The sequence below is a fragment of the Streptomyces sp. NBC_00212 genome, from assembly GCF_045206365.1.
Lineage (GTDB): Bacteria > Actinomycetota > Actinomycetes > Streptomycetales > Streptomycetaceae > Streptomyces.
On the sequence record NZ_CP108116.1, the window covers coordinates 151,359 to 175,196 of the forward strand.

The 23,838-nt window shown below is 68.1% G+C and carries 26 protein-coding genes, 2 tRNA genes and 2 pseudogenes; 14 read left to right on the forward strand and 16 right to left on the reverse strand.

The window, feature by feature from the left end:
* Positions 1 to 61: 61 nt before the first annotated feature.
* The 3 genes from OHA17_RS40505 to OHA17_RS40515 all read left to right on the forward strand — a co-directional run bounded on the left by OHA17_RS40505 (position 62) and on the right by OHA17_RS40515 (position 1,395).
* Positions 62 to 523: a hypothetical protein gene (locus OHA17_RS40505; protein WP_331721339.1), complete on the forward strand. Its 462-nt coding sequence runs from the start codon at positions 62 to 64 to the stop codon at positions 521 to 523.
* A 47-nt stretch (positions 524 to 570) separates the two neighbouring features.
* Positions 571 to 1,065 carry a hypothetical protein gene (locus tag OHA17_RS40510; protein ID WP_331721340.1) on the forward strand — a complete coding sequence of 165 codons (495 nt, stop codon included), beginning with the start codon at positions 571 to 573 and terminating at the stop codon, positions 1,063 to 1,065.
* An 81-nt stretch (positions 1,066 to 1,146) separates the two neighbouring features.
* Positions 1,147 to 1,395: a Tn3 family transposase gene (locus tag OHA17_RS40515; RefSeq protein ID WP_331721341.1), complete on the forward strand. Its 249-nt coding sequence runs from the start codon at positions 1,147 to 1,149 to the stop codon at positions 1,393 to 1,395.
* 37 nt (positions 1,396 to 1,432) lie between these two features.
* On the opposite strand, the gene OHA17_RS40520 is transcribed toward OHA17_RS40515, so the two are convergent.
* Both OHA17_RS40520 and OHA17_RS40525 read right to left on the reverse strand, forming a co-directional pair.
* Entirely contained in the window at positions 1,433 to 3,199 is a 1,767-nt protein-coding gene (locus tag OHA17_RS40520) for an ABC transporter ATP-binding protein (protein WP_331721342.1), read from the reverse strand.
* Complete coding sequence (locus tag OHA17_RS40525) at positions 3,196 to 4,947, reverse strand: ABC transporter ATP-binding protein (protein ID WP_331721343.1); 1,752 nt, start codon at positions 4,945 to 4,947, stop codon at positions 3,196 to 3,198. The genes OHA17_RS40520 and OHA17_RS40525 overlap by 4 nt, the downstream gene beginning before the upstream one ends.
* Before the next feature lie 200 nt (positions 4,948 to 5,147).
* On the opposite strand from OHA17_RS40525, the gene OHA17_RS40530 reads away from it, so the two are divergent.
* Complete coding sequence (locus OHA17_RS40530; RefSeq protein ID WP_331721344.1) at positions 5,148 to 5,411, forward strand: hypothetical protein; 264 nt, start codon at positions 5,148 to 5,150, stop codon at positions 5,409 to 5,411.
* A 55-nt stretch (positions 5,412 to 5,466) separates the two neighbouring features.
* Here OHA17_RS40530 and OHA17_RS40535 read toward each other — a convergent pair whose 3' ends face one another.
* A complete protein-coding gene (locus OHA17_RS40535) occupies positions 5,467 to 6,321 on the reverse strand; it encodes a hypothetical protein (protein ID WP_331721345.1) in 855 nt (284 codons plus the stop codon).
* 478 nt (positions 6,322 to 6,799) lie between these two features.
* Here OHA17_RS40535 and OHA17_RS40540 point away from each other — a divergent pair, with 478 nt between their 5' ends.
* The 4 genes and pseudogenes from OHA17_RS40540 to OHA17_RS40555 form a co-directional block, all read left to right on the forward strand.
* A complete protein-coding gene (locus tag OHA17_RS40540; protein ID WP_331721346.1) occupies positions 6,800 to 7,159 on the forward strand; it encodes a hypothetical protein in 360 nt (119 codons plus the stop codon).
* Positions 7,160 to 7,265: 106 nt separating this feature from the next.
* Entirely contained in the window at positions 7,266 to 8,285 is a 1,020-nt protein-coding gene (locus OHA17_RS40545; RefSeq protein WP_331721347.1) for a DUF2599 domain-containing protein, read from the forward strand.
* Between the two features lie 400 nt (positions 8,286 to 8,685).
* Positions 8,686 to 10,350 carry an energy-dependent translational throttle protein EttA gene (gene ettA / locus OHA17_RS40550; RefSeq protein ID WP_331721348.1) on the forward strand — a complete coding sequence of 555 codons (1,665 nt, stop codon included), beginning with the start codon at positions 8,686 to 8,688 and terminating at the stop codon, positions 10,348 to 10,350.
* A 141-nt stretch (positions 10,351 to 10,491) separates the two neighbouring features.
* Positions 10,492 to 11,882: pseudogene (locus OHA17_RS40555) on the forward strand (NF041680 family putative transposase); the annotation flags it as partial.
* A gap of 357 nt (positions 11,883 to 12,239) precedes the next feature.
* On the opposite strand, the gene OHA17_RS40560 reads toward OHA17_RS40555, so the two are convergent.
* On the reverse strand, positions 12,240 to 12,425 hold the full coding sequence (locus tag OHA17_RS40560; RefSeq protein ID WP_331721349.1) for a hypothetical protein: 186 nt from the start codon (positions 12,423 to 12,425) through the stop codon (positions 12,240 to 12,242).
* Positions 12,426 to 12,442: 17 nt separating this feature from the next.
* The gene (locus tag OHA17_RS40565) at positions 12,443 to 12,958 is read right to left on the reverse strand and encodes a hypothetical protein (protein WP_331721350.1); all 516 of its coding nucleotides are present in this window, start codon (positions 12,956 to 12,958) and stop codon (positions 12,443 to 12,445) included.
* Positions 12,959 to 13,427: 469 nt separating this feature from the next.
* Between OHA17_RS40565 and OHA17_RS40570 the strand changes: the two genes are divergently transcribed.
* From OHA17_RS40570 to OHA17_RS40590, 5 genes are all read left to right on the forward strand, one after another.
* A complete protein-coding gene (locus OHA17_RS40570; RefSeq protein WP_331721351.1) occupies positions 13,428 to 14,744 on the forward strand; it encodes a hypothetical protein in 1,317 nt (438 codons plus the stop codon).
* Positions 14,659 to 14,934, forward strand: a complete 276-nt coding sequence (locus OHA17_RS40575) for a hypothetical protein (protein WP_331721352.1) — start codon at positions 14,659 to 14,661, stop codon at positions 14,932 to 14,934. The genes OHA17_RS40570 and OHA17_RS40575 overlap by 86 nt, the downstream gene beginning before the upstream one ends.
* A gap of 104 nt (positions 14,935 to 15,038) precedes the next feature.
* Positions 15,039 to 15,170 carry a hypothetical protein gene (locus tag OHA17_RS40580; RefSeq protein ID WP_406510974.1) on the forward strand — a complete coding sequence of 44 codons (132 nt, stop codon included), beginning with the start codon at positions 15,039 to 15,041 and terminating at the stop codon, positions 15,168 to 15,170.
* A gap of 94 nt (positions 15,171 to 15,264) precedes the next feature.
* Positions 15,265 to 15,672, forward strand: coding sequence for a nuclear transport factor 2 family protein (locus OHA17_RS40585; protein WP_331721354.1), 408 nt, complete (start codon positions 15,265 to 15,267; stop codon positions 15,670 to 15,672).
* A 362-nt stretch (positions 15,673 to 16,034) separates the two neighbouring features.
* Positions 16,035 to 16,364, forward strand: a complete 330-nt coding sequence (locus OHA17_RS40590; protein ID WP_331721355.1) for an Lsr2 family protein — start codon at positions 16,035 to 16,037, stop codon at positions 16,362 to 16,364.
* A gap of 231 nt (positions 16,365 to 16,595) precedes the next feature.
* On the opposite strand, the pseudogene OHA17_RS40595 reads toward OHA17_RS40590, so the two are convergent.
* A pseudogene (locus OHA17_RS40595) lies at positions 16,596 to 17,903 on the reverse strand (hypothetical protein); the annotation flags it as partial.
* 68 nt (positions 17,904 to 17,971) lie between these two features.
* On the opposite strand from OHA17_RS40595, the gene OHA17_RS40600 reads away from it, so the two are divergent.
* Complete coding sequence (locus OHA17_RS40600; RefSeq protein ID WP_331721356.1) at positions 17,972 to 19,351, forward strand: NF041680 family putative transposase; 1,380 nt, start codon at positions 17,972 to 17,974, stop codon at positions 19,349 to 19,351.
* 187 nt (positions 19,352 to 19,538) lie between these two features.
* Here the strand turns inward: OHA17_RS40600 and OHA17_RS40605 are convergent, their stop codons facing one another.
* The 10 genes from OHA17_RS40605 to OHA17_RS40650 form a co-directional block, all read right to left on the reverse strand.
* A complete protein-coding gene (locus OHA17_RS40605; RefSeq protein ID WP_331721357.1) occupies positions 19,539 to 19,784 on the reverse strand; it encodes a hypothetical protein in 246 nt (81 codons plus the stop codon).
* Positions 19,777 to 20,280, reverse strand: coding sequence for an RICIN domain-containing protein (locus tag OHA17_RS40610; protein WP_331721358.1), 504 nt, complete (start codon positions 20,278 to 20,280; stop codon positions 19,777 to 19,779). Before OHA17_RS40610 ends, OHA17_RS40605 begins: the two co-directional genes overlap by 8 nt.
* A gap of 500 nt (positions 20,281 to 20,780) precedes the next feature.
* Positions 20,781 to 21,545: an alpha/beta hydrolase gene (locus OHA17_RS40615; RefSeq protein WP_331721359.1), complete on the reverse strand. Its 765-nt coding sequence runs from the start codon at positions 21,543 to 21,545 to the stop codon at positions 20,781 to 20,783.
* 184 nt (positions 21,546 to 21,729) lie between these two features.
* Positions 21,730 to 22,110: a hypothetical protein gene (locus OHA17_RS40620; RefSeq protein WP_331721360.1), complete on the reverse strand. Its 381-nt coding sequence runs from the start codon at positions 22,108 to 22,110 to the stop codon at positions 21,730 to 21,732.
* Positions 22,107 to 22,364, reverse strand: a complete 258-nt coding sequence (locus OHA17_RS40625) for a hypothetical protein (RefSeq protein WP_331721361.1) — start codon at positions 22,362 to 22,364, stop codon at positions 22,107 to 22,109. Before OHA17_RS40625 ends, OHA17_RS40620 begins: the two co-directional genes overlap by 4 nt.
* 81 nt (positions 22,365 to 22,445) lie before the next feature.
* The gene (locus OHA17_RS40630) at positions 22,446 to 22,646 is read right to left on the reverse strand and encodes a hypothetical protein (protein ID WP_331721362.1); all 201 of its coding nucleotides are present in this window, start codon (positions 22,644 to 22,646) and stop codon (positions 22,446 to 22,448) included.
* Positions 22,643 to 22,786, reverse strand: a complete 144-nt coding sequence (locus tag OHA17_RS40635; protein WP_406510975.1) for a hypothetical protein — start codon at positions 22,784 to 22,786, stop codon at positions 22,643 to 22,645. Before OHA17_RS40635 ends, OHA17_RS40630 begins: the two co-directional genes overlap by 4 nt.
* Before the next feature lie 65 nt (positions 22,787 to 22,851).
* On the reverse strand, positions 22,852 to 23,358 hold the full coding sequence (locus OHA17_RS40640) for a DUF3887 domain-containing protein (protein WP_331721363.1): 507 nt from the start codon (positions 23,356 to 23,358) through the stop codon (positions 22,852 to 22,854).
* 18 nt (positions 23,359 to 23,376) lie between these two features.
* Positions 23,377 to 23,468: transfer RNA gene (locus tag OHA17_RS40645), tRNA-OTHER, on the reverse strand.
* A 35-nt stretch (positions 23,469 to 23,503) separates the two neighbouring features.
* A tRNA-OTHER gene (locus OHA17_RS40650) sits at positions 23,504 to 23,597 on the reverse strand.
* Positions 23,598 to 23,838 lie beyond the last annotated feature (241 nt).

Here is a 23,838-nt window from a genome sequence, read left to right on the forward strand (position 1 = left end):
CGCATAGCCGCAGCTCAACCTATCCGGGAGGGGGCAGCAGCTTCGCTGAGACAATCACTGGATGACCAGCAATGAGATCCGGTTCGACTGCCAGCATCGCGGCGACGGCGGTGCGCTCGTGATCGTCCCCCGCATCGACGGAGCATCACTCACCGAGCTGATCGATGGGTTCGAGATCGCGGCCGGGATGCAGCCCGCAGGCGACGCCTACGGCGGTCTTATCCCGCAGTTCTTCCGGTTCGGCCCGATGCAGGACCACTTCCTCGGACGGTCCGCCAACGCCATGGGGCCGAAGACGCCCGTTCTCGGTTGTGAATGCGGCGAATGGGGATGCTGGCCGCTCATGACCCGCATCACCGCGACAGCCGACCTCGTGACCTGGGACGCCTTCGAGCAACCGCACTGCAAGACCCGCGACTATGTGGCATTCGGTCCGTTCCAGTTCGACCGTCACCAATACGATGACGCCTCGCGGGCCCTGAGCGCGCTGATCGGCTCCGGCGTCGACGACACGCGTGCATGAGTACTACCAGGCGCGGCCTGCTCGGCTAAAGGATGGGGAAGCGGTTCATGGAAAGGTTCGAGACGGAGAGTCTGGCGCTCATGCCTGGGCAGAAGGTTCAGGCCAGGGTCCTCAGCCATCACCCATGGGGTGTGGTCGTTGTGATCATCGGTTACGAGAACGCCGGTCTGTCGGCCTCCATCGACATGATCGAGCAGTTCTCCCGGACCACGAGCAGCCATGACGAACTACTCGCGCTCTTTCCACCCATCGGTTCGCAGATCGATGCGGTGATCGAGCAGATCCGTCGCTCGCATCCGCCGGTATCAGTGCGGCTCAGCATCCGACCTGCCGACCTGGAGTCGCTGACCTGGGGCTGCGACTTCTGTGGTGAACCGATCACGTTGAGCCCAGGTGGAGACGCCCTCGTCCTGGACTCGCGGAGCAACGACGGGCCGGGAAGCCACACCATCATCTCCCACCGGCACTGCCTGGCCGAGCGAATCCACCCCGAGAACACCGGAGAGCGGGCGCGAGCATTGAAGATCGGGAAGATGCACTGAGGGTCGTCAGGGCCGCGCCTACCGGCATGGCCGAGCTCGACAGCTCATTCGGCGGGAACCAACCGGTAGTTCAGAGAAGCGGTGATCTTTCACAACGCCCTGGACATCGCGGAGATCGTCCGGCAGTTGCTGGAGGAGGGCTGGGAGATCGAGCCGGAGGACCTGGCCCACATCTCGCCGTACTTGACCGAGCACATCAACCGGTTCGGCGAGTACTCCACGCATGAGCTCGGCATCCGGCCCGAGGCGTACGACCCGAAGCTGGACGTCGGCTTCACCCCGCTTCGCGAACAGGACCCGACATCATCCGGCTTCGGCCAGGCAGCCTGAACCGCCCGTGGATCAGGCTGCTGGGAGTCAAGAGGCCCTACGACGGCCGCTCGCCGTGCCATGACCGCCACAGCGCGGCGTAGGCGCCGTCGGAGGTCAGAAGATCGTCGTGGGGGCCGAGTTCAGTGATGCGGCCGCCTTCCATCACGGCGATCCGATCGGCGTCGTGGGCGGTGTGCAGGCGGTGTGCGATGGCGATGACAGTGCGTCCTGTGAGTACGGCGGCCAGCGCGCGTTCGGTGTGGCGTGCGGTGCGCGGGTCGAGGAGTGCGGTGGCCTCGTCGAGTATCAGCGTGTGCGGATCGGCCAAGACCACGCGCGCCAGGGCAAGCTGTTGTGCTTGCGAGCCGTCGAGCCGATGTCCTGCAGCGCCCAGCTCGGTGTCCAGGCCGTCCGGCAGCTCTTCGGCCCACTCGGCTCCGACGGCCGCCAGGGCGGCGTGGAGTTCGGTATCACTGGCGGTCTGTGCCGCGATCAGCAGATTGTCGCGGACCGTGCCGAGGAAGACGTGGTGTTCCTGGGTGATCAGGACGACCTGCTGGCGCAGCAGTTCGGGGCCGAGGTCGCGGATCGGGACCCCGCCGACCGTCACCGTTCCGGTGCGGGACGCGTCGATGCCCGCGAGCAGCCTGCTCAGGGTGGACTTGCCCGCGCCGGAAGGGCCGACGATCGCGAGCCGTTCACCCTCCTTCACGGTCAGGTCGATGCCGTGCAGCACATCGTTACCGCCGTCGTAGGCATAGCGCACGCCGGTCACCTCGATGCGGTCATCGGCGGGAGCACAGGAGGTGCCCGCAGGCGCCTGGGGTACCTGCCCCAGCCCCTCGACCCGGGCGAAGGAGGCGCTGCTGCTCTGTAGCTGCTCCAGACACTGCAGGATCGTGTCCAGCGGGGCAGACAGTTGCCGCAGATACATCGCGGAGGCGATCACCGCACCCAGGCTCATAGCGCCGTGGTCATGCAGTACGCCGCCGATGAGCAGCACACCGACCACCGGAATGACGTACGAGATGTCCACGGACGGGAGGAGCACGCTGCGCAGGAACAGGGTTCGCATCCGGGTGCGTCGGCACCTCTCGATCGCCGCCTGGCATGCGGTGATGCGTCGCTGCTGCAGTCCGAAGGCCTCGATGGTGCGCGCGCCGGAGGCCGTGGTCGCCACGAGCTCCGCGAGGACCGAATTGGCGGCTCCCTCAGCGAGATAGGCGCAGCGTGCCCGGCGCAGGTACCAGCGGCTGGCGAAGTAGATGCCGCTCAGACCCACCACCGCACAGGCGCCGAGCAGCGGGTCAAGGGCAAAGACCGCGCCGAGGATGAACAGCGTCTGCACTGCGGCGATGAGCACGTCTGGCCCGATGTCGCGCAGGGAGACCGCGACAGACGCGACGTCGGTACTGCCGCGGGTGGTCACATCACCCGTTCCGGCGCGCTCCACGACGGATGCCGGCAGCGCGAGCACGCGGTCGACGAACCGCTCTCGCACCCGCGCCGACGTCCGCTCACCGAAACGGTCCCCCACCAGCCGGGCGTACCGCGTAAGCACCAACTGGGCAGCCGCGCACACGACGATGGCGAGCGTGAACCGGTCCACGGACGCCGCACCACCGCCCGCCCTGACCGCGTCGATGATCCGGCCGAGCAGCCACGGGCCGGCGAGACCGGCGCCGACCGCCAGCGCGTTGAGGGCGATCAAACCGGTGAAGGCGCGTGCGTCGAGGAAGATCAACTCAAGCGCCGCACGGCGTAGATGGGACGGCTCGGCAACGGGTAGCTGCCCGGCCGCCGGCTGCGAGCCGGCGGTCATCGGACGGCCTGTGGGGTCGGTTGTCCAGGGCCGTCCGGGTCGATCTCGTCCTCCGCGCCGCGCGAGACCAGCCTGCGGTAGCCGGGCTGGCCTTGAAGGAGTTCCTGGTGGCTTCCGGCGGCGGCCACCTCGCCGTCGACGAGGTAGTACGCGATATCCGCCTGGTCCAGCAGGAGCGGTGAGGTACTGGTGACAACGGTGGTACGACCCTCGCGCACGGCACGCAGCCGGGCCGCGACGGCGGCTTCGGTGTGCGCATCCAGCGCCGAGGTGGGCTCGGTCGCCAGCAGTACCTCAGGATCGGCCAGCAGCGCCCGCACCAAGCGGATGCGCTGCCGCTGCCCGCCGGAGAGGTTGCGGCCCTGCGCATCGATGGGCGAGTCGAGCCCGTCGCGCAGGCCGAGCATGATGTCGTCCGCCATGGCCGCGCGGGCGGCCCGGGTGAGGGCCTCCTTGCTCCGTTCCCGACGACCCGCGACCACCTCGCGCAGTGTGCCGGCGAACAGTTCGGCCTCGCTGTCTGCGACCAGGATGCGGTCGCGGACCTGCTCAAGAGCGATGTCGTCGAGCCGTACCGCGCCCCAGGTCACCGCGGTGTCGGTGAACCGGCCGAGGCGGTCGATCACGGCCGCGGCCTGCGACGGCCGGGCGCTGACCAGCGCGGTCAGCTTCCCGGGCGCCACCTCGACGCCGGAGGCCGGATCGCACAGTACGCACGGCGGCCCGGGTGCGTCTGCGCCCGTCGTGGGGTCGGCCGCATCGGGCTCCAGGTCGAGGAAGCGCAGCAGACGCCGTGCGGCGACCAGTCCGCGGCTGAGATCGGAGCCGCCCTCGATGAAGGACGACACCGGCACCACAAGAACCGCGACATACCCGTAGACGGCCACCAGCTCCCCCACGGTGATAGCACCTTGAGCAGCCATCCGGGCAGCAAGCCAGGTGACCACGGCAAGGAACAGCATCGGTAGCCCGACGCCGAGGGCACCAATCCAACTGGTCACCGCCGCGACCCGATACCCCTGCGCCTGCACCGCTTGCGAATCGCGACGGTAACGCTCGGCGTACACCTGCCTGCCGCCCAGACCACCCAGGACGCGCAGACCCCCGACGATGTCCCCGAACCGGGCCGCGAGCCCGCCCTGCTGCTCCCGGTAAGCCATCTGCACCCCCTGCAGCCGGTCCAGCAACGGCCCGACCAGCAGCGCGAGCAGCGGCACACCCAGCAGCACGACCACGGCGAGCAACCAGGAGACGGAGAGCAAGAACGCGGCCACGACGGCGTAAGCAACCACAGCGCCGACCCCGGGGCCGGTGATGGTCAGCGTGTTCGCCATCGCCGCGGCATCACCGAACCCGATCGTGACCACCTCTCCGGCCTCCACCCGTCGCGGCAGGGTGGCCCCCAGCCGCGTCGCGTGCGCCACCACGACCTGCACCGTACGAAAGGCGGCATCCAACCGGACCCGGGTCATCGCGCGATGCCGCATGATAGCCAGCCAGGCGTTCACCACCCCCACCCCCAACAGCACCGCACACCAACCCGCCAGCACACTCAAATGTCCCGGCTCCAGCCCGTCATCGACCGCGCGGGAGAGCACGAAGGGAGGCAGCGTCAGACCGACCATCCAAGCGCTGCCCAATGCCGCCCCGGCCGCGCACCGGCCGCGCTGACAGGCGATCAGCCACCACAGATACCAGCCAGGGCCGCGCCGATCCGGAATCCCCGGGGCAATGGATGCATCGGTCATCCACCGCACCCTACGGGGACATCCACCACCCTCTCCAGGGTGCCGGTCGCCCCAACTTCCAGGGCCCCGGCACCCTGGCCATCCTCGCAGGGCCCCTTTGGGGCCTTACCACGCTCGCCGAATGACGAGGAACCGGCCCCCTCCAGGGCGTCTACGACCCGTCCGGGCAAGGCGCCGCCCTGTTCGCGTTCTTCGTCGGCATGGCTGAGTCCGAGTGCGAGTACATCCGGGAGAAGTCCCTCGAAGGCCAGGCATCCGCCCGCGAACGCGGCAGACACGGCGGGCGCCCCAAGGTCGTCGACGACGACATGGCGGCCTACGCCCGGTCCTTGCGGGCCAATGGCGTCCCCGTTCCCGAGATCGCCCGCAAGCTCGTCATCACCTCGGGCAAGAACCAGGGAAAGCGACCCTCGGCCGACACCGTCTACCGCATCCTCGCCGAGGACGCCGACAGCACCGCGTGAGCCTGGACGCCCGGCAGGGCTTCAAGATCAACTCATTGCCCCTTTGCCGCCAGTTTCACACCCCCTTCAGGCCGCCGTCGTACCCGTTGCCGCCGAACATCGGCTGGTCCCAGGGCATGTCGAAGGTGAATGGGTCCATCTTGTGCTGCCGGATCTTCTCCTTGGCGGCATTCACATGGTCCGCGTACCGGTCGCAGGCCTTGGCGAGCTGGGTACAGGCAGCGACCAGGTTCGACACGAGCAGCTCGTCCTGCTGAGCACGCTCGGGCGGCACCCCAAGACCCACGCAGGCCGAGAAGTAGGCGTGAAACGACTCGGAGGCCTGTCCCGAGTGGGAGTTACGTGCTGTCTGCGCGTAGGCCTGGGCATCTTCAAGGAACCGCAGAGCCAGCTTCCCGGCGTGCCGCCAGGTCCCGGCGACATCCCGCAGCCTCTCGGGGGAGCCGCGGAAGCGGTCACCGCGGCCGCCTGGCGCGTACTGGTCGTACCAGGCTGTTTCCCCCACGACTTCGGGCAAGTCGTTGCCCAACCCGAGGTGGCTCCCGGAGCAGTCGGCTCCCGGGTCGCCGAAGCCGGCGGTCAGACCGGCCTGCTTGCCCAGAATGGAGGCGGAAACCGCACTCTCGGCCGCCATGAACTCGCGGCCGGTATTCATCAAGCCACGCCCGGATTCCCCGAGAGTGTTCACACTGAAACCGATCTGGTTCAGCGTGGTGGCTGCGGCCTTGGTGTAGACCTTCGCGAAGGCCTCACCTGCGTCGTCGTCGCCGGCCATGCCGTGCTGCCGGGAAAGTTCGTGCCCCAGCGCGATGGCCGTGTCCCTGGCACTTTTCATGGACTCCACCAGGCCCATCGCGCCACGGATCATTCCGCTCGCGATCAGGCCTAGTTCTGGCGAGAGACTACTCACGCTGGCCCCCCTTGTCCCCGATCATCGAACGATCAAAGTATCCGATGGGGGCGAGGACAAGGCGACTCGATCCAGCCGCTCTCGCCGTTCAAGCAGAGGCAGAGGATACGGTCACGGAACGGCAACACCCGCCCCACCGCGCGGCGTTCGACGCTGGGATAGTCCCCTTACCGCCTTGGGGTGATCCATGCATCGCACCCATACCGCCGCCGTGATCCTCGTCATCGCGGGCCTGCTCCTCACCGGATGCAGCCCTGGAGGTCTACGCCGGGGATGAGCAGATCACCCAACTCTCTTCCCCGAACTGGCTCTGCTGAGGCTCTCACAGTACGGATTTCTGGAGTTGGAGAGCACCCTCCTGCGTCTACGGACTGTCCGGCGGGTCACCGGCAGCGGTCGGGTCGACGGCGCGAGGAACTCACCGCAGAACGCCCGGATCCAGCGGTGTAAGAGGAGCTGAGTCTTTGTCCGGCCGGCGGTGTCCCGGTCAGGTGGGGGCGACTGCTTCCTCGCCGTGTTCGACGGCGGCAAGGACACGCTCGTGATAGTCCTCCAGCTCACCATCCGGGACGCACTGCGCAAGCGCAGGATCCTGCCCGTCATCTCCTACAAGAGCCGTCCGAACATCAAGGGCCTGGGCAAGCTCCGCTACGTCGTGGAGCAGACCTTCGCACTCCTCCACCACTTCAAACGCCTCGCCGTCCGCTGGGAACGCCGCACCGAACTCCACGACGCCTTCGCCTCCCTCGCCTTGCAGCCTCATCTGCTGGAGACGACTCAAGAAGGCCCAACCACGATCGTGTTACGAGCTCTACGCGAACTCGGGCTCACGGGATGAGCACGCATCACGCCTGCCCGGGAAGACGCGAGGAAGGGGGAAATTCCGGTGCAGCCCGGCCGGATTTCCTCTCCTCGCACACCTCTTTTCCCGGTACCTTCCCGATGTGAAAAAACTGCGGAAACTGGCCCTGTTCGCGACAGCCTGCCTGACCGCCCCCTTCCTTACGTCGTCCCCGGCAGCCGCAGCCGACCGCGACTACTGCGGGAAGACCGTCACCGGCGCCATCCTCGACAAGTACATCGCGATGGGTGACGTGTCCTCGCCGCTGAAATGCCCGGTGACGGACGAGATGACCACTCCCGACGGGCGCGGCCGGTACACCCACTTCCAGGGCGGCTCGATCTACTGGTCGGCGGCGACCGGTGCCCACCCGGCATGGGGGGCGGTGCGCGACAGGTGGCAGGCGATGGGCTGGGAGACGTCCGCGCTCGGCTACCTGAAGTCGGACGAGCTGAAGAACGCGGACGGCAAGGGGGTGCGCCAGGAGTTCGAGGGCGGCACCGTGTACTGGTCGGCGGCTACCGGCGCCCACCCGGTATGGGGGAAGATCGGCGCGACGTGGGGCGAGTACGGCTGGGAGAACAGCGCGTTCGGCTACCCGGCGTCCGACGAGACGGACGGTACCGGCTCGTGGACGGATGTCGACACCGGGCAGGTCCACACGTACCGACAGGTGACGCAGAAGTTCGCCTCGGGTGCGGCGCTGTTCTGGATTCCGGGCGGCGCGACGGAGGGCTGCGGCGGCGAGTGCACCGGCTACGAGGTGGAGGCACCGGGCAGCCTCGTCAAGCGGGTGCGAGTGAACCTGCCGACGGACTCGGACAAGTTCGTGCTGATGGTCTTCCCGACGGATGCCGGGTTCCGGGGCGGCATCGACAAGGCCGCCGACGGATGGCAGGAGGTGTGGACGAACACGCCGCATCCGCTGCGCCTGGACACGACCGACGAGGCGGAATCTCTGCGTGAGCAGTATGCGTGTCACGCCGCGTACGCGCGCCAGGAGTCCGACGGCAGCTGGAACACCGGCAATTCGTGGGATCTGGAGTCGGACAGGCCGAACGTGAGCTGGACGTACGCCACGGACGCCGTGTTTGTGGCGATCCACAAGTGCAACTGGACTTGATCACGGGCTGAGCGAAAACGCCCGGACAGGTGCAGGGAGGTCTGGTCGACGCGTGAGGCGAGGTGAACGGCACCCCTTCCGGCAGCCCGCTGGAGGGGGCCTTTCCGTGCCCCAGGAGGAGGTGAAGGGAGGCTCTTCATGGGCGCCCGTTTTTATGCTCCGTGAGTGAACGCTTCTCATCCTGCGGTTCGCGGGTGATGACGGGTCCGTGACATGACAAGCCTCCTGGTCGTTCCGTTGGTGATCTCACTCATCAACGTCCTGATGCAGGAGCCCTGTTGGTCCCGTATCGTGCCATGGCACTCAAGAGGAGAAGCCTTCAGTGAGGACTCATTGCCTGCCGGACGCCGGTTCCGACGATGCGTCAAGAGCCTGACCATGCAGGTCATAAGCTTGCGGTATGGCTGAGTTGATTTATGCGATGCGAAAGGCGCGCAAGGCGCACGGCGACAAGGTGATTCTGGATGACGTCACCCTGAGCTTCCTGCCCGGCGCGAAGATCGGTGTGGTCGGACCTAACGGTGCCGGTAAGTCCACGGTGCTGAAGATCATGGCGGGCCTTGAGCAGCCCTCCAACGGTGACGCCTTCCTGTCGCCCGGGTACAGCGTCGGCATCCTCATGCAGGAGCCCAAGCTCGACGAGTCCAAGACCGTTCTGGAGAACGTCCAGGACGGCGCCGCCGAGCTCATGGGCAAGCTCGAGCGCTTCAATGAGGTCGCCGAGCTCATGGCGACGGACTACTCGGACGCGCTGCTCGACGAGATGGGCAAGCTCCAGGAGGACCTGGACCACGCCAACGCGTGGGACCTCGACGCCCAGCTGGAGCAGGCCATGGACGCCCTGGGCTGCCCGCCCGGCGACTGGCCCGTCACCAACCTCTCCGGTGGAGAAAAGCGCCGCGTTGCCCTCTGCAAGCTGCTGCTCGAAGCGCCCGACCTGCTGCTGCTCGATGAGCCCACCAACCACCTCGACGCCGAGTCGGTGAACTGGCTGGAGCAGCACCTCTCGAAGTACGCGGGCGCCGTGGTGGCCGTCACCCACGACCGGTACTTCCTGGACAACGTCGCCGAGTGGATCCTGGAGCTCGACCGCGGCCGCGCCCATGGGTATGAGGGCAACTACTCCACGTACCTGGAGAGCAAGGCCGCGCGCCTCAAGGTGGAGGGCCAGAAGGACGCCAAGCGTGCGAAGCGTCTGAAGGAAGAGCTGGAGTGGGTGCGGTCGAACGCCAAGGGGCGCCAGGCCAAGTCCAAGGCCCGTCTCGCCCGCTACGAGGAGATGGCTGCCGAAGCCGACAAGATGCGGAAGCTGGACTTCGAGGAGATCCAGATCCCGCCGGGCCCGCGCCTCGGCTCCATCGTCGTCGAGGTCAACAACCTCTCGAAGGCCTTCGGCGACAAGGTCCTCATCGACGACCTCAGCTTCACGCTGCCGCGCAACGGCATCGTGGGCGTCATCGGTCCGAACGGTGCGGGCAAGACCACGCTGTTCAAGATGATCCAGGGCCTGGAGACGCCGGACAACGGCTCCATCAAGGTCGGCGAGACCGTCAAGATCAGTTACGTCGACCAGAGCCGCGCCAACATCGACCCGAAGAAGACCCTTTGGGCCGTCGTCTCCGACGAGCTCGACTACATCAACGTCGGCCAGGTCGAGATGCCGTCCCGGGCGTACGTCAGCGCCTTCGGCTTCAAGGGCCCGGACCAGCAGAAGCCGGCCGGTGTCCTGTCCGGTGGTGAGCGCAACCGCCTCAACCTGGCGCTCACGCTCAAGGAGGGCGGCAACCTGCTGCTCCTCGACGAGCCCACCAACGACCTCGACGTCGAGACGCTGTCCTCGCTTGAGAACGCGCTCCTGGAGTTCCCCGGTGCCGCCGTCGTGATCTCCCACGACCGCTGGTTCCTGGACCGAGTGGCCACCCACATCCTCGCCTACGAGGGCGAGTCCAAGTGGTACTGGTTCGAGGGCAACTTCGAGTCGTACGAGAAGAACAAGGTCGAGCGCCTCGGTGCGGACGCGGCCCGCCCGCACCGCGCCACCTACAAGAAGCTCACCCGGGGCTGAGCTTGATCTTTAAGGTGCTGCTGTCGAACGTTTCTCGTACGCGTTCGCTCGGCTGGGTAATTCCCGCACGTCAGGGCGGCCTTCGCCTGATCCTGGGTTCCGGATCAAGAAACACACGGGACCAGCGCGAAGGCCGTGGACATGAGTGTGCTGCAACTCAAGGACCGCCGTGACGCGTTCGCCTGGGCGTCACACTTCCGGGACATCTTCCATGCATGTCTGACCGCGCGGGGCGACGCGCTCTTCGAGCTCACCGACGCGCTGCTGTGTGCCGACGGACCGGTGACCACACCGGTCGACCTGACCCTGACCGCCGAGCACCGGCGCGGGCACGGCGCCATGTACGACGCGCTGAACCGCGGCCGGATCGATACCACGCGGCTCGGCCGGCTGCTGGCCGCGCTGCCACAGCCGCAGGCCGCCGACGGGCGCCTCGTTCTGGCGGTGGATGTGACCAACTGGCTCCGGCCGGACGCGCCGTGCAGTGCGGAGCGTCTGTTCTGCCATGTCTACGGCCGCAGCGGCCGTGCCTCGGACCAGCTTGTTCCGGGGTGGCCGTACTCCTAATGGGCAGTGAAGCGGATACAGCACCAAGGTCTTCGTCGCCGCGCTGGAGCGCGGGCGGACCTCGTGGTGTCAGCTCCTGGATGCCGTCCGGCTCGGCCCCGCCGACGACGTGGCCGAGGTCACCGCCGTCCAACTGCGCAGGGTCGTGCAGCACTTGATCTCTCAGGAGCGGTGGCGCGAGGGCGATGCGGACGTCCTGATCGTCTGCGATGCCGGCTACGACGCCCCGCGCCTGGCCTACCTCCTTGGTGACCTGCCCGTGGAAGTACTGGGACGACTACGTTCGGACCGCGTGATGCGTCGTCCCGCACCCCGGACGACCGCGCTGCCGCAGGGCGGGAGGATCCCCAAGCACGGACCGGAATTCCGCCTGGCCACGCCGCAGACCTGGGGCGAGCCGGACGCGGCCACCGCGCAGGCCACTGAACGCTACGGACTGGCCCGGACCATGGCCTGGGACCACATCCATCCCCGGCTGCGGCACCTGAACGCCTGGATCGACCACCACGGCGAACTCCCCGTACTCAACGGCACGCTGATCCGGCTCGAAGTCGACCACCTGCCCGGCGACGCCACTCCCGTTCCGGTCTGGCTGTGGTCCTCCAGGACGGGCCTGACCGGCACGGACGTCGACATCCGCTGGCAGGCATTCTTGCGCCGCTTCGACCTGGAACACACCTTCCGCATGATCAAGACGACGCTCGGCTGGACCCGCCCCAAGCTCCGCACCCCCGAGGCCGCCGACCGCTGGACCTGGCTGATCATTGCCGCCCACACTCAACTCCGGCTCCTCCGCGCTGCCGCCGCGGACCTCCGGCATCCTTGGTCGATCACCGAAGACTGCCCGATGCCCAGTTCGCCGTAGAAGGCATCACTCAGGCGAGGCAGAGCAAACGCGGCCGCCCCGGCCAACGCCCACACGCCGGCGAGGACGGCCACACGACGGCCGACCTCGAAGGGACGCACCGTGAACATGCAGGGCAACAGCAGGTGAACCGCCGCCAGGACCGGGGGTGCCAGCAAGACGACGTCCAGCGCACTGAAGTGTCCGGTGAACATGGGCTTCTCCTCGTCCCGTGGATGCCCGAGCAGCCTATGCGTCGGCTCTGACGTTGCGGAGAGGGCGGAGTGCACGCGGCCGGTTTCGACGATTGACGGGTACGCAGCGGCAGAACAGCCGGCACGGGGGAGGGCTCAGCGGCTTACTGAGGCCGAGTTCGGCGAGCGCACGGACTGGACGACGGCACTGGCCAAGCCGGGTCTCACGTAGAGAAACGGCGCCTTGCCGGGGCCAGGCCCGATACGGCCGGGCCCCGGCAAGATCAGCGGCGGGGACGGCCGGCGAGCCACCAGGCGAGCAGTCCGCCGGGCACGGCGACGGCGGCGAAGGTGAGCAGCGAGCTGCCCAGGGCGCTGCTGTCGGTGCGGAGTTGGGCGTGGATGAGCATGCCGAGGAAGAAGACGATGATGGCGGTCAGCATCCCGATGACCGCCGGGCGCGTCCTCATGCCGTTGGCTCCTTGGTTCACTTGATGCACTTCCCTCCGGCGGCCTTGCCCGCGTAGGTGAAGCGGATCTCGACCTTCTTGCACTTGTTCAGGTTGTCGCTGCCGAGGCTGGCTATGTAGGAGTAGACGCCCGCGGCGACGGCGCCGCCGATGCCGCCGGTGATGACTCCGATGATGCCCGCGGCGGTGGCCGAGGTGCCGAACAGGATGGCGCGGGCCTGGCTCTGGCTGAGCGTGACGTAGACGTACCAGCCGAAGCTCACCCCGCGCTTCTGGATCCGCCCGTCGCCCGCGGGCGGCAGCTCGCCCCACACGACCTGGACGACGTCGGAGTCCTTGAACGCCTCGACGGCCTCGTCGTAGGTGTAGCCCCATTCGGCCAGGTTGACCGCGAACCCTTCACCGCTGCCGCCCGGCTCGCCGGCCGCTGTGTGTTCGGCGGCGTTCGCCACGGGCGCCACGGTCGCGATCAGCGCTGCGGCGACCAGGCTGGCGCAGGCGGTCTTGAAGGTGCGCGATTCGATGACGGACACAAGTCTCCCTATGGGTCGTTTCGGTGACGGCGCATCAGCACCGGGTCACTTGATGATCCATTTACTTGATCTTGACTCTCCAGGGACCAAAGTCCCTTAACCACCCCACAAGCCATGAACGGCTTGAAAGTGCCCGCCGCCTGAGGGAAGAGCTGGGGCGGCGCGACTTCGCGATCGAGGACCCGGACCTGCTCGCCGCGTAAGCGGAACGAGTCTGTAAATCGCACCCTCCTCAAGGAATTTCGCGGGCCGGATGCCAGCCTCTGCCAGAGAGGCAATCCCTTTCCTGGAGGGGAAGACGCCGAACAGCTCGCCAACCGGCGCTCAAGGTGTGCTGCGGCTTGGTCGCTTCTCGGCCAATGCAGGTGCGGAACCGGGCAGGGCACGGCGGATGTCGCGCGCTGCCCGGCCGGGCCGTCCCATGCTCTGAGCCTGGGCGCATCGGCCCTGCGAGGGGGAGGAGCCCGGGATGGGCGTGAGCAACAGTTATCTGTCGAAGGCGGAAGTACAGCGCTTGCTGGGCGTGAACGCGTTCGGGATGTGGCGGCTGGTGCGGAAGTACGACGACTTCCCCACGCCGACGGAGCATCCGAACCTGGGTGGGCCGTTCCGCGGCAGGGAGCCTGAAGAGGTCTGGGACGGCGGGCAGGTCTCCGCCTGGGCTGCCGGCACCGCGGAGTTCACCCACCGCGGCGCCGTGCTGATGCGCCCGCTGCCCGAGGAATTCGCCACGGGCCGATGGGCGGGCTACAAGGACACCGTGCGGGGACCCGCACTGGACTGGCGGACCGCTCTCGGCGTGGTCCGCATCGTGCACTGCGCTGATCGCAAGGCCGCCGCCGATGTCGCCACTGACATCACCGCCAAGGGCAACCCGGACAGCGTCGTCACCGTCTGCGCCCTCTACGGGGACATGGGCATCCGCGGACCTTCCCTGGTCGCCGCCGACACCGCTCACCCGGGCATCGAGTACGAAGCCGACTGGAGCGACGTCGCGGCGCTCGCCGGCCAAGACCTGCCCTGGTGGCCCGGCACGCTGCGCCAGGCGCCGCTGATCCGCCAGTGGCAGCCCGGCTCCCCAGCGGCCGTGGTCGAAGTTCCGGCCAGCACCAGCGAGAAGACCCTGCGCCGGGCGGCCGGCAACGACACCTTCGACGTCACTGCCCGGGCCGCGGCGACCGACATGGCCAACAGCATCCGCAACGACCGGATCGATCACACGGCGCACGACATCGAGATCTTCTGCAAAGACGGGTACGGCGAGAATCCGAACCCCGTCGTCGCGGGCGCCGTGCCCGACACCACCCGCCATCCGCTGCCGTGCGACGGGGACCGCCAGGCTCTCAAGGCTGGCTGGCACAAGCTCGCCCTGAGCAGCCACCCGGACGCCGTGGCCGCGCTGGAGATCGTCATCGGCCGCGAGCCGGAGCTGCTGCCCTTCGGGTCGGTCACCGAAATCCCCGTACAGTCCGGCACGATCAGCGCCCGGTGGACCAGCCGGCTGACGATGTGCGATCCGACCGCCGCCCACGCAGTCCTGGCTCAGGACGACCGGGCGGAGGCGTTCTTCCTCGACCCGCTCACCGACATGCCCGTTCTGCGCACCCCCCGCGAGGACGGCAAGCAGCTGTGGCGGTTCTACGCCCCGCTCTCTCCCGGCCGGCGGCGCGGAACTCGCTTCGGTCGTCCTGCACCACACCGTGTGGATCACCACCAGCGACGGCCACGTCCACCCTGCGCCCTGTACACCGACCGAGCATCTGTGGTGGGGCGACGGCTGGGGTGACCGGCCCAGCGAAGCCGCCGCCGTCATCGACACCCTCCTGGACGACCTCGCCGCCACGGTCAGCCTGCGCCAGCACTGGAAAGCCCCCAAGGGCCTCGTCGCACTGTTCAACGAGGAACACAGGCAAGGTGCCGAACTCACCCGCAGCACCCTGCTGCACGCACGCATGTCCCCGCCCCGCGACCGCTGAACAAGGCGACGGCGGGCCTCAAGGCCTGCTCCGACAGATACGAATCTGGCTGGCAGGCGACTGCGGAGCACGCTGCTGGGGCGTACGAGGAACGGTTGGGGCGCTTGGCCGCGCTCCCCAAGGGCCCGCACACTGCTCGCCAACGGCAGACCCTGGACCAGGGCTACGCCGCCGCCGTCTCCACCCTGCCGTACGACGCGCAAGCCACGCCCATGTTCGAACGCCCCCAAGACTGACGATGCCGTGCCGCGCCCCATCTCGGAGGCGTCAGTGTCGAGAGCGGTGCCTTCCACGCTGCCCTGTCCGCCGCATGAACAGGAGACCATCGCCATGAAAGGCTCCGCACAAACGACGGCCGTGGCCGGTTGGGTCCTGAAGTTCATGGACGCCATTGACACCCTGGAGTTCGATGAGGGCTTCGCGCCACTGACCGAGGACACCGACATGTTCTTCGGCACCGCGCATGTGCACGGTGTCGAAGCCATCAAGGCGTTCTTCGTGAAGATTGACTCGCCGCTGAACATCACCCATGAGGTTCTTGAGTTCTGGACCGCGGACAACGGGGTCCGTCTGCTGCGCGGCGAGGCAACTATGGCCAGGAAGAGCGAACCGGACCAAGTGGTGCGGGCCCCGTTCATGCACATCTTCTACCTCGACCAGGAAGAGCCGGTCCGCATCCGGACGCTGCGCATCACTGCAGGCCCGCTGCAGACCCACGCCGTGTTCCCGGAGGCTTGATCTGCGGCTCGACGGCGGCGAGACATGTGCAGGGCATTCACCGCGTCGCCCGCCCCGCTACGACGGTGAGCGTTGCGCAGGCTGGACCTCAGGCGGCGGCCGTGAGGCATCGACTCCGGCCGGCGTGCGCCCGGGCTCGTGCTGAACCGGCCTACCAGCCCGGGGGATAGGGGTGTTCTCGCAGGAGCGGGCGTCGGCGGTGACCAGGTTGCCGCCGAGCGGCACCTGTCCGTCGGTCTGGAGGTCGGCGGGCGTGGGGGTGGAGCAGCGTGGCAGACGCCGCGGAGCACGGCGGCCGACGTGTTTCCTGGTGCTTTGAAATCCTGGATATTCAAAGCACCGATCGCCCATAGAATCCCTCTATGGCTCAGAAAATCGTAACCATCTACACCGACGACCTCACGGGTGAAGAGAACCAGGAGGCCGCGACGCATACTCTCGTTCTCGACGGTGTGGCCTATGAAATCGACCTCGGCCCGGACAGCTACGACAAGCTGCTTGAGGCAGTCGCGCCTTTCACCAAGGCCGGACGGCGGACCTCTGGACGGGGCCGCAAGGCGGCGCCCCGTCCCGCAGGCGGCAGCAAGGACACCGCTGCTATCCGCGCCTGGGCCAAGGAGAAGGGCTACGCGGTGAACGATCGCGGCCGCGTGCCCGCTGACGTTCGCGCGGCGTACGAGAAGAACCACTGACTCAACGCGAACCCGACGGAAGGCCCTCAGCGATGAGGGCCTTCCGGCATTTCGAGCCAAGCCTCCGAACTGCTGGACATCACGAGCAGAAACGTGCGACGGCATTCCAGCTACGCCATGCCACCACGGCCACCTTGCACAGGGGTCTGGGACTGGACGGCGTAGTTGTCGCGGATGCTCGTAGATGCTGTTGGAGTCCAGGCCGGGGGGCGACCGGGGCCGGTACTACAGGCCGCGCAAGCTCCATGCCGACAAGGCGCGTACGGTGCGTGGTTCGAAGGGGCGGCCCTGCTGTTCGGCGTCGCGGAGCATGAAGCCGAACAACGACTCCTCGACTTCCTCGAATCCTTCCCCCGAGAAGATGTTGACCTGCGGGACGATGTAAGTGCCGCGCACGGCGCCCAGGCGCAGGTTGATGAACTCCGACGCGCCGTCGGGTGCGTCGGTGATGTCGCCGGAGTGCTCGCCCTCGACCTCGGTGAGAGCGGTGTACGACAGCCAGGAGACGGTTTCATACGCGGCGTTCAGCATCAGCGCCGACAGGTCGAAGTCGGTGGTGCGGCTCGTCTGCTTCCAGTACACGAAGAACCGGAGCAACTCGCCGTCGACTGGAGTGAGAGAACTGCGCGGCAGCACCCCGAGGCCGGCCGCCGTCGCCTTGCCGCTGAGCGGGAGCGCGACGTCCAGGATGTCCGGGTCGATCAGCAGATGCCCCGGCTCCGGCAGGCGGCGGCTTATCTCGACGTCCAGCGCCGCGGTCAGGCGCTCGCGCTCGGCCGCCGGCACCGGCGGGCGGGTGTCGTCGCTGACCCAGGCGCGGCCGAGGCGGTTGACGAAGACACGGCGCCCGCCGCCCTCTTTCGTGCGGTTGTCGAAGTGCTCGCGCACCGAGAGCAGGACCCGGCCCGAGACCTGTGGGGCGACCCGCTCGGCCGCGGCTGCCGCCCCCTCACGCTCGTCCTGAGTGAGGCAGGCGCGCAGCAGGCGGTCCAGAGAGCGGAACAGCTTGCCCGGAGCGGACTCCAGCAGCCGCGCCGCGCCGGGAACGTCGTTCGCGCCGAGCAGTTCCTCGACGCGGCTGTCGAAGGAGCGGGCCTGCATCTCGCCCCGGGCCACGGCGAACACGTCGGCGGCGTGCGGCCAGCGCGCCTCGTACTCGTGGGCGTGCAGCCGCTCTCCCAGGCGCTTGAACGCCTCGCGGTGGGCCAGCACGTCGGCGAGCTTGTCCGGGGCGTCCGCGACGACACGGTCGAGGCCCGCGAGCAGGGCACGGCGGACCCGGCGCGACGGCGAGCGGAACCGGGTGGGCTCCAGCAGGGTCACGTCACCGTCCGACAGGACGCACGCCAGGCGGAGCACGTCGGTGACGGTGTCGAGGAGGAGGGTCGCGCCGCTGTCGAGACGGGCGCGGTTGACGACGGCGCTGCTCTCCCGCATTGGGATCGTCTCGGGCTGGGGGCCGTCCACGCAGTACCCGGCGAGCATGGCCAGGTCGAGCAGATCTTCCTCGCCCAGCGGCGTACTGCTCCCGGCCAGGGCCGGGATGTGTGGGACATAGAACGGCCATCGCGGGATCCTCCAGGTAGGTGAAGACCGGGGAGGGCGCGATGGCCGTCGCTGTCAGTGTGCTCGGGGGCGGGACGGCCCGCCAGAGGCAGACCGATCTGATGCGCTTCCGCAGGGGTTGGTATGACTGTCTGGTGCGACGGGCGGATGCGTTGTTCGAGCTGACGGACGCCTTGCTGGCAGCCGGGCCGGTCATCTCGCTGCCGTATCTGTCGCTGGACGGGCTGCACCGGCGCGGTCACGGCAGCACCTACGCCGCCCTGGCAAAAGGACAGGTGCATGCCGAAGCGGTACGTGCGTTACTCGCCGGCTCGCTGCCTGGTACGTCGTGTCCCGTGTTCGCGGTGGATGTGAGTGTGTGGGTCCGGAGCGACGCGGAGTGCTCGCCCGGCCGTGGCTACTACTACCATCCCTCCAGGCATTCGGCGGGGCAGCCGATCGTGGCCGGCTGGGCCTACTCCTGGCTCGCCGGCCTGGAGCTGACGACAAACTCCTGGACCGCTCCGATCGATGCCCGGCGCCTGGTGCCGGGCGAGAACCCCAGCACGGTCGCCGCCGATCAGATCCGTAGCCTGCTACGACAGCGTCCTCAACTGGGCGTGCAGAGCCCGCTGTTCGTGTTTGACGGCGGCTACGACTCCGTCCGCCTGGTCCTTGATCTCACCGGCAGTGAGGCCCAGATCCTCGTCCGGGTCCGCTCCGACCGGTCCTTCTACGCCGACCCGCCGCCCAGGAAGGCTACGGGCGTGGGACGGCCCCGCCGCCACGGCGCGAAGTTCGCCTGCCCCGACCCCGCCACCTGGCCGGCCCCGGACTCCGTCCACACCTGCACGGACGAGCAGTACGGCGCGGTGACTGTGCAGATGTGGCATCGACTGCACGCCAAGACCCAGCAGCACGACGGGCACGGCAGCCGCGGCCCCCGCCCCATCGTCCCCGGCACCCTGGTCCGCCTCACCGTCGCCCGGCTGCCCGGCCGCAGCCGGGCGCCGAAGACGTTGTGGCTGTGGTGGGCAGGACCGTCTGGCACGACCCCCGATCCAGACCCGCTCTGGCGCGCCTACACCCGCCGTTTCGACGTCGAGCACACCTTCCGCTTCGTCCGCCAGACCCTGAACTGGACCTTGCCCCGGCCCCGCACTCCGCAACAGGCCGACCGCTGGACATGGCTCGTGATCGCCGCCTACACCCAACTCCGCCTCGCCCGCACCCTGGTGAGCGACCACCGACTGCCCTGGGAACAACCCCTGCCACCTGCTCAGCTCACACCCGGCCGAGTCCGCCGACGATTTCGTCACGTCCAGGCGGCGGTGCGAACACCGGCCAACCCGCCACAACCCTGCGGACGCTCCACAGGTCGACCGCAAGGCACCCGACGCGGCCCCGCACCTCGCCATCCAGCGGTCAAAACAACCGCATGACCTGCGATCCGACACTCTCAGGGATAAAAGCGAAGCTAAGCCCGCCCAGCAACGGCTGACGTACCCAGGGCCGGGCCCCCGCCCGGGGGGGGGACCCGGCGGTGCGTCTCGTGCGGGACGCACCGCCAGTCCTACGGAACAGTCCCACCTGGAAGAAGGTGCACAGGCATCACTTCACCAACCGTGCTCACCGCGCCGAAATACAGCCCACCATCAAAGTGTTGGTGCTGAGGGTGGGGTCGACGTTGAAGGTGAGTATGACGGCGACGAGTTGAGTGCGGACGTGGCACTGTGGAAAGGACCCCGGCGGCCACAGGCCGCCGGGCTCGTGATGACCGACGGCGGCCGCCGCATCAGCCTCCATCTGACCGACGAGGACCATCAGGCCCTCAGGGCGCTCCAGTTGGAACCGGGCGCAGTGCGGATCAGGCAAGCTCCCACTGCTGATAGGCGTTGTTCAGGTGGCAGTTGTTGAACTCCAGCCAAAACCCCGAGCTGGCCGGGTTCTGCTGCCCCGAGTCCAGGCAGATGCTGGGATCTTCGTGATTCTGGAAGAGGAACACGTTGTTGTACACGAAGTCTGCGTCCCAGAGCACGCGCGGGTTGCCGGCGCAGGACATGAGGTACGTCTCACCGCTGACGGGGAACATCCCGCCCGCTTGGTTGTAGTGCTCCAGGCATGTTCCGGTGGCGACGTTCTGGATCTCGTTGTAGCCGTCGTCGGGAATGATGTTCCACTGGGCGGCCGCATCGCCGCACGAGCCCAGCGTGACCTCATTGCCATTTGTGCGCAGACAGGTGTTCTTCTGCGCGTTGTACATGATGACGTGCGAGCGGGATATCTGTTGCGCATGAGCAGTTCCGTCGACCGCCATGACCGCGGCCAGCGACGCCGCAAGGGCCAGCGCCACCTTGATACGGGACTTCATCAGGTCTCCATCCTGTTGCTGAGCTGCTACCGGAAAAGCGGACAAAACATTCCGCGGCCGGGGACGCGGGCTCAGGCGTCAAGCCATGCAAATCACGTGTTCAGGACCACAGTTCACCCCTGCAGACGGGATGCGTGCCAAGCCGGGCACCGCTGATGCCCGTCTGTGCCGCCTGGATCTTTGCAGGGCCTAACGAACAGAGCCAGCGATTTGCATAAGTCTGTACGGTGCCAAAACCTCATGCCTCTGGCGGTTCAGCCCTGAAGCCGGCCGCCTGTACCGTTCGAATGGTCATCGCTGCAGGTGAGCGCCGCGGCGTATGGGTATCGGCGGTGACTGGGATGTGTCGTGGTGATCGTGTCGCTGCTGGACCGCACTGAGGAAACCCCCGTGGACTCCGGGGGACGCCTCACACCCACAGTTTCTCGCAGATACGCTGACGGCTTCGGCGGTGCTGGCGCCCGGCTGGTGGCCGGGCGCCAGCACCGCGTCAGGTCGGGTCAGCCCTGCGGCCCGGCGGCTCCGCCGAGGTGGCGTACGAAGAACCGGACCGCGCTGTCGGCCTCGAACCTGGGCAGTTCCTTGTGCCGTCCCGCGTTCGCGTGCAGCGTCTTGTCCTTCGAGGCGAACGCGTCGAACAGGGCGAGGCCCGCCTCGCGCGGGATGTGCTCGTCATCCCACTGCAACGCGAACTCGATCGGGATGCTGATCCGCCTCGCCGTCTCCACCAGCGTCTCCGGCCAGAACAGGCCGAACACCGCGGCGGTGACGCGGGGTTCGACCGCGGTCAGCGGGACGCCGATCGCGGTGCCCATGTTGAGGCCGAAGTAGCCGACCGGCCCGTCGGCGCCGATCTCCGGCAGCTCCTGGAGGGCGTCCAGGGTCGCCTGCCACTCCGGTACGGCGCGCTCGGCGAGGTGGGCGTTGTAGCGCCGGACGATCGGGCCGACGGGCTCGCCCGCCGCCATCGCCCGCTGCATCACGGCGATCTCGCGCTCGTCGTACTCGGTGCGCGGGCGGCCGCCGTGGCCGGGTGCGTCGATGACGGCGACGTTGAACCCGCCGTTGGTCACGAGGCGCTCGGCCCGGCCCACCATGGCCGGGGACTTGCGGTGGTTGCCGCCGCCGTGGCCCAGCAGCACGAGGGGCGCGCGCCCGGCGCCGGAGGCCGGCGACCAGAGGGCGCCGGTCAGCTCGCCCAGGGTGAAGTCGCGCTCGATGACACCGTTCGCCGATGTCTCCGCGGTGAAGTGCACAGAATTCATAGGTCTTGTCCTTCGGGAGTGCCTTGTTCGTCTCGGCGCTCCCGGCGACACCTACGTCAGTCGCCGACCGTAACGGGGAGGGGGAGCACCCATCGGGATACTGCGTTCATGGGGTCTCACCTCCTGGTAGGGGGCACGGCGCATCCGCACGCTAGCAGCGGGCCCGCGTCGCGCCCAACCGAATTCAGGGCGTGAGGTCCAGGACGCGGACCGGGTGGGATTCCCAGCGCTTCGGGGCGGTGGTCGCGATGATCGCTCCGTCCGGCCGGTCCGGGGTGGGCTGTGCGGCGTACTCGGCGTGTGCGGCGGCCCACGTCTCGTGTGGGGCGACGGCCAGGGCTGCGGGCAGGTCCAGGTCCAGGACGATGACGCCGGGCATCGCGGCGAGGTGCTCGGCCGTCCCGGGACGGCTGCGTTCGGCTTCGACGAGGGCGCAGGCCGGGGCGCAGAGGAACCAGCCCGGCTGCCCGTGTGCGCGATGGATGAGACGGGATGCCAGGACGTCGCCCTGGCCGGCCGCGGTCATCGCCGTTTCGTCCAGGACGATGTGCACGCATTCGCTCACCGGCCGGTCACCCGGGCCAGGCGCTGGTCCAGTTCAGCGTCGAGATCCTGCTGCTCGGCGGCTGTCGGGGCGTACCCGTTCCACTTCTGGAGCGCGGCCCTGGCCTGCTCCGCCCGCTCTTCCCTCTCCTGAGGGGTGAGCAGAGTGTCGGCGAGGCGGGCGAGGTAGGCCCGCAGTGAGAGCCCTTCACTGGCCGCTATGGCCGCGAGGCGATCCTTGGCTTCCTCGGGGATGCGGACGTTGGCGTCGCTCATGGCTGTGCTCCTTTCCACCCTTACAGGGTACGGGTACGTACCCGTACCCACACCCAGATTACGGGAAGGAGGCGGTCCGGATCAGATCGGCGGTGCGGACGCTTCGGGCTCGGCCGCGTGGCAGGGGCAGGCGCACTTGAGGACTTCGAAGGCCACCGTGCCCGGCGCCTGCCGCAGTTCGAGTGGCCCGGGACAGTGCAGGTGCCCCGTCTCCCAGCGGAGGTTGCGGGCCTCGCGGCACTCGGGGGTCACGTACGTACTCAGGGTCTTGAGCTGGGTCACGATTCGTCCCCATTCGTCAGCGCGTCCGATCCGACCGTGGGCATGCCAATCAATCGGATCGGATCGCGCAGCTCGTCGGGCCGGAGCATGGGCGCGGGCCAATAGCTTGCCAGGAACTCGCCGGGCTCGATGTGCTCCACTCGGGGGACGCTGGCGCAGTGGCCGAGGAGAGGACCGGGAGCCCGCTTCCGACCAGCCGTCCCCCTTACGGGACTTCCGGCGCCAGGATGAACAGACCCGCCACCTTCTCGTCCGCGTCGAAGGCGACCCTCGCCTTCATGTCGCCCGCCTCGTAGCGCAACGGAATGTCCACCACTGTGTGGTCGCCCACGCGCCGCACGAACGGCTCCCCGTCCGCGAAGTCCTCGAACGCGCCGACCAGGCCCGCGACCGTGGCCAGGCCGCTGCCCCTCACCTCGTCCGTGAAGGCCTCCAGGACCTGGGCGTTGAAGGTCTGCCTCGCCTCGTCCATGCGGTCCTCCAGGACGGCCTCGACGATCGTCCTCGCGCGTTCCGCCGCGTTTTCCATGCGCACCGTCTTGTCCATCGGGGCTCCCGTCCGGGGGTCGATCGGCTTGCCGAACCTCTGGAAGGCGGCCTGGCGGGTCACGCCGAGCAGGTCGCCGAGCTCCTGCCAGGTGTGGCCAGGGGTATGACCCCAGGGAGGAGAGGGAGCGACGGTGAGCGCCCCGCTTCGCCGCGAGGCGCTCACCGTCCAGCTGATTCACGGCGGAGAGGGCAGGATTCGAACCTGCGTGGACCCCGAAAGATCCGACCTCGGCAGAGCCACGGTCCCCGATCAACCACTCCGGGCACCTCTCCCTGTACACCGGCCCCAACCACCCGGACCGACCACGCGGAGAGGGCAGGATTCGAACCTGCGTGGACCCCGAAAGATCCGACTTCGAGCTTGCGCCCTGGTCCCCGATCAACCACTCCGGGCACCTCTCCCAGTTCGCGGCTCCGGTCTCCCTCGCCGTTCACAACAACTACGATGCCAGACCCACCTGACCTATGCCTTACCCATGGCTGACCCGTGCCTGACTCATCTCTGACGCCCTGCCCGTCCCGCCCGAACTGCCCCTCGACAAACGGAATCTGATTGCGTGTCAAGCGTCAGGAACCGGTCAGGAGGCTGCTCTACCTTCGGCCAAATGAAGCATCGTGAGAGGGAACTCCTCGTCATCAAGAC

Excerpts from the sequence above, each read along its gene's own strand:
- OHA17_RS40610 (WP_331721358.1), bottom strand. The coding sequence starts at position 20,280 with ATGAAGTCCCGTATCAAGGTGGCGCTGGCCCTTGCGGCGTCGCTGGCC.
- OHA17_RS40615 (WP_331721359.1), bottom strand. The coding sequence starts at position 21,545 with ATGAATTCTGTGCACTTCACCGCGGAGACATCGGCGAACGGTGTCATC.
- OHA17_RS40600 (WP_331721356.1), top strand. The coding sequence starts at position 17,972 with ATGGCCGTCGCTGTCAGTGTGCTCGGGGGCGGGACGGCCCGCCAGAGG.
- OHA17_RS40570 (WP_331721351.1), top strand. The coding sequence starts at position 13,428 with ATGGGCGTGAGCAACAGTTATCTGTCGAAGGCGGAAGTACAGCGCTTG.
- OHA17_RS40590 (WP_331721355.1), top strand. The coding sequence starts at position 16,035 with ATGGCTCAGAAAATCGTAACCATCTACACCGACGACCTCACGGGTGAA.
- OHA17_RS40525 (WP_331721343.1), bottom strand. The coding sequence starts at position 4,947 with ATGACCGATGCATCCATTGCCCCGGGGATTCCGGATCGGCGCGGCCCT.
- OHA17_RS40520 (WP_331721342.1), bottom strand. The coding sequence starts at position 3,199 with ATGACCGCCGGCTCGCAGCCGGCGGCCGGGCAGCTACCCGTTGCCGAG.
- OHA17_RS40510 (WP_331721340.1), top strand. The coding sequence starts at position 571 with ATGGAAAGGTTCGAGACGGAGAGTCTGGCGCTCATGCCTGGGCAGAAG.
- OHA17_RS40625 (WP_331721361.1), bottom strand. The coding sequence starts at position 22,364 with ATGAGCGACGCCAACGTCCGCATCCCCGAGGAAGCCAAGGATCGCCTC.
- OHA17_RS40530 (WP_331721344.1), top strand. The coding sequence starts at position 5,148 with ATGGCTGAGTCCGAGTGCGAGTACATCCGGGAGAAGTCCCTCGAAGGC.
- OHA17_RS40585 (WP_331721354.1), top strand. The coding sequence starts at position 15,265 with ATGAAAGGCTCCGCACAAACGACGGCCGTGGCCGGTTGGGTCCTGAAG.
- OHA17_RS40505 (WP_331721339.1), top strand. The coding sequence starts at position 62 with ATGACCAGCAATGAGATCCGGTTCGACTGCCAGCATCGCGGCGACGGC.
- OHA17_RS40560 (WP_331721349.1), bottom strand. The coding sequence starts at position 12,425 with ATGAGGACGCGCCCGGCGGTCATCGGGATGCTGACCGCCATCATCGTC.
- ettA (WP_331721348.1), top strand. The coding sequence starts at position 8,686 with ATGGCTGAGTTGATTTATGCGATGCGAAAGGCGCGCAAGGCGCACGGC.